Source organism: Treponema sp., assembly GCF_045657965.1.
Taxonomy (GTDB): Bacteria; Spirochaetota; Spirochaetia; order Treponematales; family Treponemataceae; genus Treponema_D.
Map to the genome: position 1 here is coordinate 1 of NZ_JAZOUG010000108.1, position 7,951 is coordinate 7,951.

Genomic DNA, 7,951 nt, shown 5'->3' on the forward strand with positions numbered 1-7,951 from the left:
GAATATCCGCTTCCGAAGTCATCCATCCAGATTGGAAAACCGAGGTCCTTAAACCGCAGAATCTGTTTCATCATAAAGTCAAAATTGCTTCCAATTGTGCTTTCGGTGATTTCAATACTGATTTTACTGCGCGAAATACCGGCCAGATCTACACGGCTTCGAATTTCTTCTACAATGTCACAGGATTCAAAATCTGAGCGTGAAAGGTTAATAGACTGTGAAAGCATTGGAATACCCATTGATTCAAGATATTTCATTTTTTCGATTACGCGTTCAACCATGTATAAATCGAGTTTGTAAATGAGCTTTTCTTCTTCGAGAATGGGGATGAAATCTGCCGGCGATAAAAAGCCTTTTACCGGATCAATCCAGCGGGCAAGTGCTTCTTCATCACAGACTTTACCGTTTACACTGCGTACAATTGGCTGATAGTAGACATCTATCCAGCGTTCAGAGATAGCTTTGCTAAGATTGTCAATTACGTAGCGGTGATTTTCTTCTTCGTGCCTTATTTTCTGATCGTAGCGGGCAATTTCTGAAAACTGGTTGTCTTCAAGAGAATCGCAGGCAAGCTTAGCCCTGTCACAGGCTATGTTGATATTTACATCTTCGTTTTCATAAGTGTAAATACCGATATGCGGATAAATTGCATTGCCTGAAGTCAGTTTTTTGCAGTTTTCGATTAAAGTGTGCAGTCTGTCTTCAATATTTGTGCCGTCGGTAATAACTGCAAAGTGACCTCCGCCTAAACGGCAGCAGTTTTCTTTATCGAAGAATTTTGCTAAAAGCTGGGCAAAGGAATGTAAAAAATTATTTCCGTCTGAAAAGCCGCGTTTCTGGTTGAATGTCTTTAAGCCGTGGAGTGTTATAAAGAGAATTGTAGGGATACCCTGATTTTTTGCAATCGCTTCTTTTCTTGCCGGAGAGATTTCAAAAAAATAAGTCATGTTCGGCAAATCTGTCAGAAAGTCATAATAATTTGCATCCATAAAGATTATTTTAACTTAGTAATGTCTGAAAATCAAATTAAAAGAGAAAAAATCTTTCTTTGTAATCATTACCCATTGACATAGTAGGTAAAAGAGGGTATGATAAATTAACACTACAGAAAATCCCAGATAAGTACAGATACAATTTTTAACCAGTGAAAATCTGTGCTGATTTGTGGATTAAAAGGAGACCCATATGTCAAAAATTTATGCTTCAGCAGACCAGCTGATTGGACACACACCGCTTCTTGAACTTTCAAATATCGAAAAAGAATTCAATCTTCAGGCAAAAGTTATTGCAAAGCTTGAATATTTCAATCCGGCAGGAAGCGTTAAGGACCGCGTTGCAAAGGCAATGCTTGATGATGCCGAAGCTAAAGGTATTTTGAAAGAAGGCTCAACAATTATCGAGCCAACCTCTGGAAATACCGGTATTGGCCTTGCTTCTGTTGCTGCTGCCCGCGGATATCGTGTAATCATTGTAATGCCTGACACAATGTCTGTAGAACGACGTCAGTTGATGAAGGCTTACGGTGCAGAGCTTGTCCTTTCAGAAGGCTCAAAAGGCATGAAAGGTGCAATTGCCAAAGCAGAAGAAATTAAAGCAACTACTCCAAACAGCTTTATTGCAGGTCAGTTCGTAAACCCTGCTAACCCGAAAGCTCACCTGGAAACAACAGGTCCTGAAATCTGGGAAGACACAGACGGCAAAGTTGACATTTTTGTTGCAGGTGTTGGAACAGGCGGAACAGTAACAGGCGTAGGGCAGTTCCTAAAATCAAAGAACAAAGATGTCAAAATCGTTGCTGTTGAGCCAAAATCTTCTGCAGTCCTTTCGACTGGTGTTGCAGGTGCACACAAAATTCAGGGAATTGGTGCAGGCTTTGTTCCGGATGTTCTGGATACAAAAGTTTATGACGAAATCATCGCTGTTGAGAACGATGACGCATTCAAAACTGGACGGCTTGTTGGTATAAAAGAAGGTGTTCTGGTAGGAATTTCTTCAGGTGCCGCACTCTGGGCTGCAATCGAAGTTGCAAAACGACCTGAGAACAAAGGTAAAAACATCGTAGTTCTTCTTCCTGACACAGGTGACCGCTACCTTTCTACACCATTGTTTGCAGACTAATTGGACGTCCATGTCCTGACAAGTTTTTGACATGCAAAAACTTGCGGATAACTTTTTTGTATAAAAGGATTTGATTGTTTTTATTAATACCTTGTGGTATACTAGGTTGAATAAATCAAGTATATCATGAGGTTTTTTTTATGATTGTTTCTACACGCGGGCGATATGCTCTTAGAGTTTTAATTGATTTGGCTGAACACAGCGAAGAAGAGAGAATTCCACTCAAAGATGTCGCAGAGCGGCAGCAGATTTCACAAAAATATATCGAGTCAATCATGACACTGCTTTCAAAGAACGGATTTGTTGACGGCGTTCATGGAAAGGGAGGTGGTTACAAACTCAATCGGGATCCTGAAGATTACAAAGTCGGTGATATTCTCCGTCTTACGGAAGGAACGCTTGCACCTGTTGCATGCCTTGAAAAGGGTGCAGAACCATGTCCTAAAAAAGAGCATTGCCGTACAATTCCAATGTGGACAAAACTTGACGAATTAATCGAGGGGTATCTTGATTCAGTGAGCGTACGGGATTTGATGAAGAAGTAACAATTCACTATAATGTCAGAACAATCTTAATTATCTCCGCAAGCTGCGGATTTTTAAAGGAAAATAAAATGGCAGAAAAAGATTTGTGTCCTTGCTGTTCTGGCAAAAAATACAGCGAGTGCTGTGAACCAATCATCAAAGGAACTGTAAAAGCTCCTACTGCAGAAGCTTTAATGCGTGCACGCTATTCTTCTTACGAAAAACAGGAAATCGACTTCATTATCAACTCATGTGAAGAAGGCGAAAAAATTGCAGAAATCGACCGCAAGGCAACTGAAGACTGGGCTAAAAATTCAACATGGCATGGTCTTAAAATCCTCCGTACTGAAAAGGGTGGTGAAGGAGACGAAGAAGGAATTGTCGAATTCGAAGCTACCTACACTGACAAAGGCGGTTTACGCGATATTCATCATGAAGTAGGCTACTTCAAAAAAGTTAACGGCGAATGGCTTTATTCTGTAGGAAGCGTAAAACCTATGACAGTTGTTCGTGAAGGTGCAAAAATTGGCCGTAACGATCCTTGTCCATGCGGCAGCGGCAAGAAATACAAAAAATGCTGTGGGCGCTAGTCTAATCAAATGAAACAGTCAATAACAGGCTTTCATGCCATCGAGGAGAAAGTTCGTCTCGCTTCAGATAGTGGAAAAATTGGCGGGCTTTCTCTTTCTTATTCTAAAACAGGTCCCCGCGTTAAGAAAATTCTGGAAGAAGCAAAAAAAGCTGGTATTCCATGTACTCAAACTGACGGAAAAACTCTGGACAGTCTTGTAAAAAATCTTCCGGAAGCGTTGCGTGACCATCGTGGAATTGTTCTGCTTGCCGAAGTACAGGAGCAGACAGCTAAAAATGCAGTAGATTTTGATTCATGGATTGCTTCTGCTGCCCTTTCTGAAGAAAAGTCTACAGTTCTGATTCTCGATTCAATTACGGATCCTCATAATGTTGGCGCTATCTTGCGTTCATGCGATCAGTTTGGTGTAAATCTTGCAATTCTTCCGCAGCGAAACAGTGCGAATGATTTTGCAGATAACGAAATTATTGCCAGAAGTTCAGCAGGTGCCAGCACTTACGTTCCGTGTGCGGTTGTAAAAAACTTAAACCGTGCAGCTCAAAAGCTTAAGGAAGCCGGCTTCTGGATTTACGGGGCAGATGCAGGCGGTGAAACAGTTCAGAAAACAGCTTTTCCTGCAAAAACCTGTATTGTAATGGGAAGTGAAGGAAATGGAATCAGCCGGCTTTTAGAAGAATCGTGCGATTCCATTGTCTCAATTCCAACCTGCGGCAAAATAGACAGTCTTAACGTGAGCGTGGCAACAGGCGTTCTTTTATACGAGAGATACCGGCAAAGTTTACAGTAAAGCAAGCTTTCTTTAGAGGCACTAAAATGACATCATTAACTTTATTCCTTACCGTGTTTGCGGCCGTGTTTATTGCGGAAATGGGTGATAAAACCCAGCTTCTTCTTATAGCTATGACTTCAAAATACAAGGTACGCGACATTCTTATTGGAACAACACTTTCAATTCTTTTACTGAATGCACTTGCTGTTCTTGCAGGCGGTCTTTTAAACGAATTTCTTAAATCTCATCTGTGGATTGTAAAATTTATTGCCTGTGCAGCATTTTTTTATTTTTCCATAACATCGCTTTTAAAAGATGATGACGAAGAAGAAGGGGGTGCAAGTAAAATAAAATTTGCACCGCTTGCAGTCTTCTGTATTTTCTTTATTGCTGAATTCGGTGATAAAACTCAGCTTACGGCAATCACTTTTGGGGCAACAAACGGCTTAAACGCAAATGCACTTGTTATCTGGCTTTCTTCTTCTGCAGCACTTTTACTTGCAGACATAATAGGTCTTTGTGTAGGACATTTCCTCCATGGAAAAACTCCGGACAGCTTTTTTAATATGCTTGCATTTGTAATTTTTGCAGTCTTCGGCTTTGTAAATCTTCCAAACGCACTTTATCTTCTCTTAAATAAAAATACTCAGGAAGTCAGTGAACCGTCATTCGGACAGATGATTTTTGAAACTCCATATGCTCCTGTAATTTTAATTTCGGTTTTTGTGGTATTTACGGCAATCTGTGTTATAATTTTACTGCACAACCGGAAGAAAAGATTACTGGAGAAATAATATGTTTTATCATACAACTAACAAAACTGAAGAATCATGGTCGAGAACCGATCTTGAAAAGTTAAAACCATCATCAGATTCATCAGCAATTATTGAAAGAATAAATAAAGTTAATACAGAAGGAATGTCTTATGAAACTGCCGTTGATGTTATAAAAGCTCAGCTTGGAACCTGGCGGCGTTTTTATAAGCAGAATGATATTGTTGAAGCCGAAGAAGACTGGACAGAATCAAACCTTCGTTTCACAAAAATCCAGAGCATCGACATCTTTTATAAAATCACTGATTTAGGAAACAATAAAATCAAAATCAAATCCTGGATTGAAGAACCAAAAGAAGAAGATAATTCTGAAAAAGAGTAGGGCGCACCCCGCCTTGCGGCGGGCCGGCTGTTTCGCCCTTCGCTAACGCTCATTGCTTCTTACGAAGCAACTTCGGGGCTACATAGCCTTGCGCACCGGCATTATGCCATTAATTTTTTTACAGTTTCTGCAATTTTTGCATCTTTGCAGTCTTTGAAGAACAGTTCGCTGAATTTTTCGCCGGCGAATGCTCCTTTTACAAGATTTTTGTCCAGTCCTTCAAGAATTTCTGTGAATGGCTTGAAAGCAATTTCTCGGACGCCGTCGAGGATTTTTTTATTGCGCTGCTCAGGTTCAGCTCTTTCGCGTGGGTATCCCTGACCGCTTGGTTCGCAGAAAAGTTTTTCAAAAATATATTCGAGGTTTAAATCGCCGCCCCAGCCGAAACCGAGTGCGAACGGAATAGAAATTGCGTTTCCGTCGTTAATCTGTGCAAATGTAAATGCATCGAGAGGTGTTGCAACGTGTCCGCAGATAACACCAGGGAAGCTGTTCAAAGCGAGCATGGCACCTTCGCCTGTACCGCAGCCAGTGATTACGTAATCAACAGCCTTTGAGTTTAAAAGTGTTGCAGCCAGGATTCCGTTCTGAACATAAGTAAGAGAAGGTGAGTCTGCAGAATACATACCGTAGTTTACAACTTCAAATCCGTGTGCATCTGCAACTTTTTTTAGAGCCTTAAAAATAATTTCATTTTTTGCAGCCTGAGAATTTTCGTTAATCAAAGCGATTTTCATTTTTGTCTCCTGAAAAATAAAGTATCCACAGATTATCACAGATGAGCACAGATTAGAATAGAAATATGAAAAAAAATAAAATACTTATTGAAATTTGACCTATAGACACTTTTTTTGTTTTTATATATAGTAATGCCATGACAAAGGCGTCGTAAATTAACCGCTATTGGTGTATCCGTTTGGATTTACAGTGGCGTTTAGTTTATGGCGCCTTTTTTGTTTCGTTAAGAAACAAATGAAAATCCCTGCCAGAATAGGAGAAAAAAATGGCAATCAAAGAATTTAACGTTAAGAACGCTTACTGTAAGCGTGTTTGGGACGAGCTCAAAACTCGTTATGCTGATCAGGAGCACTTTTTGCAGGCAGCAGGTCTCGTTTTGGAGACTCTTTCACCGGTCGTTGACACAATGCCTGAACTCGAGAACACAGCAGTTCTCGAACGCTTTGTTGAACCAGAACGAATCATTATGTTCCGTGTACCTTGGACAGACGACCAGGGAAAACCACACGTAAACCGCGGTTTCCGCGTTCAGTTCAACAGCGCAATCGGACCTTACAAAGGAGGCCTCCGATTCAGCCCGGAAGTTGGTCTTGACGTTCTTAAATTCCTGGGATTTGAACAGGTTCTCAAAAACTCACTCACAACATTGCCAATGGGCGGCGGAAAAGGTGGTTCTGACTTCGACGGTCACGGAAAATCAGACGGCGAAATCATGAGATTCTGCCAGAGCTTCATCACAGAGCTCTATCGCCACATCGGAGCAGACACTGACGTTCCAGCCGGCGACAAAGGCGTTGGCGGAAAAGAAGTTGCTTACATGTTCGGTCAGTACAAGAGAATCACAAACCAGTTCACAGGCGTTTTGACTGGTAAAGGCCTTGACTTCGGTGGTTCTTTGATTCGTCCGGAAGCTACAGGTTACGGTCTTATCTACTTTGCAGAGTGTATGCTCAAAGCTGCAGGAACAGACTTCAAGGGCAAGACAGCAATCATCTCTGGTGACGGAAACGTTGCTCAGTATGCTTGTGAAAAAATCACTCAGCTCGGCGGAAAAGTCATCACATTGTCTGACTCAACAGGATACATCCTCGATGAAGACGGAATTGATGCTGAAAAACTCGCTTACGTTATGGAATTCCGCGGACGCAAAGAGAAAATCGACGCTTACGTTAAAAAATATCCAAAAGCAAAATTCTTCAAGGGTGAAAAACCATGGGGAGTTAAAGCTGACTGTGCATTCCCATGCGCTACTCAGGACGAAATCTACATGGAAGATGCAGAAAAGCTCGTTAAGAACGGCGTAAAACTCGTAGCAGAAGGTGCTAACATGCCGACTCGTGCAGATGCAATCGCATTCCTCCAGAGTAAGGGCGTTCTCTTCGCACCAGGAAAAGCATCTAACGCAGGTGGTGTAGCAGTTTCTGGTCTTGAAATGAGCCAGAACTCAGAACGACTCTCATGGAGCCGCGAAGAAGTTGATGCAAAACTCAAGCAGATTATGACAAACATCCACGACAACGCATACGAAACAGCCAAAAAGTTCGCTCCAAGCGCAACACCAGACTACGTTTCAGGCGCAAACATCTACGGCTTCTTGAAAGTAGCAAGAGCAATGATGGCTCAAGGATTGGTCTAATCCGAGCCAATAGATTATGATGGCACAGGTAGGGAGCCGGTCGCCGCAGGCGAACAAACTCGTGAGACGAGTTTGTAGGCGAGTCTCGGCGAAGGCTGTGCCTGAGCCGTTGGTCTAATTTAGCAAGTAAACTGCTAAAAATCCCGCTCTTCCGTAATGGAGGGGCGGGTATTTTTTTTTATTTCTATTTGTGATACTGTATTTCTCAATCATGAAAAACTACACAAAAGAAGAACTGTCAAAAATTTATCAGGCACGGAAGGAAAAACTTCTTGCCTACATGACAGAAAATAATATTACCGCCGTAGTCTTTGAAGACTGTGAAGAAAGACGCAGTCCGGCTGTACGCTATTTTACAGGTCATCCAACGGATGCACTTTTTATAATTGCTTCAACAGGCAAATGTGCACTTGTTCCGT

At 41.6% G+C, this 7,951-nt stretch carries 9 protein-coding genes and 1 pseudogene; 8 read left to right on the top strand and 2 right to left on the bottom strand.

Features of this window, described 5'->3' with window-relative positions:
- A partial coding sequence (locus ACKI5B_RS04010; RefSeq protein ID WP_407426071.1) for an EAL domain-containing protein occupies positions 1 to 989 on the bottom strand: 989 nt, incomplete at its 3' end.
- Between the two features lie 196 nt (positions 990 to 1,185).
- On the opposite strand from ACKI5B_RS04010, the gene cysK reads away from it, so the two are divergent.
- From cysK to ACKI5B_RS04040, 6 genes are all read left to right on the top strand, one after another.
- Complete coding sequence (gene cysK / locus ACKI5B_RS04015) at positions 1,186 to 2,118, top strand: cysteine synthase A (RefSeq protein WP_407426073.1); 933 nt, start codon at positions 1,186 to 1,188, stop codon at positions 2,116 to 2,118.
- A 140-nt stretch (positions 2,119 to 2,258) separates the two neighbouring features.
- Complete coding sequence (locus ACKI5B_RS04020; RefSeq protein WP_407426075.1) at positions 2,259 to 2,663, top strand: RrF2 family transcriptional regulator; 405 nt, start codon at positions 2,259 to 2,261, stop codon at positions 2,661 to 2,663.
- 68 nt (positions 2,664 to 2,731) lie between these two features.
- On the top strand, positions 2,732 to 3,232 hold the full coding sequence (locus tag ACKI5B_RS04025) for a YchJ family protein (RefSeq protein WP_407426077.1): 501 nt from the start codon (positions 2,732 to 2,734) through the stop codon (positions 3,230 to 3,232).
- Between the two features lie 9 nt (positions 3,233 to 3,241).
- On the top strand, positions 3,242 to 4,021 hold the full coding sequence (gene rlmB / locus ACKI5B_RS04030; RefSeq protein ID WP_407426079.1) for a 23S rRNA (guanosine(2251)-2'-O)-methyltransferase RlmB: 780 nt from the start codon (positions 3,242 to 3,244) through the stop codon (positions 4,019 to 4,021).
- Between the two features lie 26 nt (positions 4,022 to 4,047).
- Positions 4,048 to 4,797: a TMEM165/GDT1 family protein gene (locus ACKI5B_RS04035; RefSeq protein ID WP_407426081.1), complete on the top strand. Its 750-nt coding sequence runs from the start codon at positions 4,048 to 4,050 to the stop codon at positions 4,795 to 4,797.
- A 1-nt stretch (position 4,798) separates the two neighbouring features.
- A complete protein-coding gene (locus ACKI5B_RS04040; protein ID WP_407426083.1) occupies positions 4,799 to 5,158 on the top strand; it encodes a hypothetical protein in 360 nt (119 codons plus the stop codon).
- Between the two features lie 101 nt (positions 5,159 to 5,259).
- Here ACKI5B_RS04040 and ACKI5B_RS04045 read toward each other — a convergent pair whose 3' ends face one another.
- Positions 5,260 to 5,895 carry an RpiB/LacA/LacB family sugar-phosphate isomerase gene (locus ACKI5B_RS04045; RefSeq protein ID WP_407426085.1) on the bottom strand — a complete coding sequence of 212 codons (636 nt, stop codon included), beginning with the start codon at positions 5,893 to 5,895 and terminating at the stop codon, positions 5,260 to 5,262.
- Between the two features lie 266 nt (positions 5,896 to 6,161).
- Here ACKI5B_RS04045 and gdhA point away from each other — a divergent pair, with 266 nt between their 5' ends.
- Positions 6,162 to 7,532, top strand: a complete 1,371-nt coding sequence (gene gdhA / locus ACKI5B_RS04050; RefSeq protein ID WP_407426087.1) for an NADP-specific glutamate dehydrogenase — start codon at positions 6,162 to 6,164, stop codon at positions 7,530 to 7,532.
- Positions 7,533 to 7,743: 211 nt separating this feature from the next.
- A pseudogene (locus ACKI5B_RS04055) lies at positions 7,744 to 7,951 on the top strand (M24 family metallopeptidase); the annotation flags it as partial.

Coding starts and splice junctions, on each gene's coding strand:
- cysK (WP_407426073.1), top strand. CDS start 1,186: ATGTCAAAAATTTATGCTTCAGCAGACCAGCTGATTGGACACACACCG.
- ACKI5B_RS04020 (WP_407426075.1), top strand. CDS start 2,259: ATGATTGTTTCTACACGCGGGCGATATGCTCTTAGAGTTTTAATTGAT.
- ACKI5B_RS04025 (WP_407426077.1), top strand. CDS start 2,732: ATGGCAGAAAAAGATTTGTGTCCTTGCTGTTCTGGCAAAAAATACAGC.
- rlmB (WP_407426079.1), top strand. CDS start 3,242: ATGAAACAGTCAATAACAGGCTTTCATGCCATCGAGGAGAAAGTTCGT.
- ACKI5B_RS04035 (WP_407426081.1), top strand. CDS start 4,048: ATGACATCATTAACTTTATTCCTTACCGTGTTTGCGGCCGTGTTTATT.
- ACKI5B_RS04040 (WP_407426083.1), top strand. CDS start 4,799: ATGTTTTATCATACAACTAACAAAACTGAAGAATCATGGTCGAGAACC.
- ACKI5B_RS04045 (WP_407426085.1), bottom strand. CDS start 5,895: ATGAAAATCGCTTTGATTAACGAAAATTCTCAGGCTGCAAAAAATGAA.
- gdhA (WP_407426087.1), top strand. CDS start 6,162: ATGGCAATCAAAGAATTTAACGTTAAGAACGCTTACTGTAAGCGTGTT.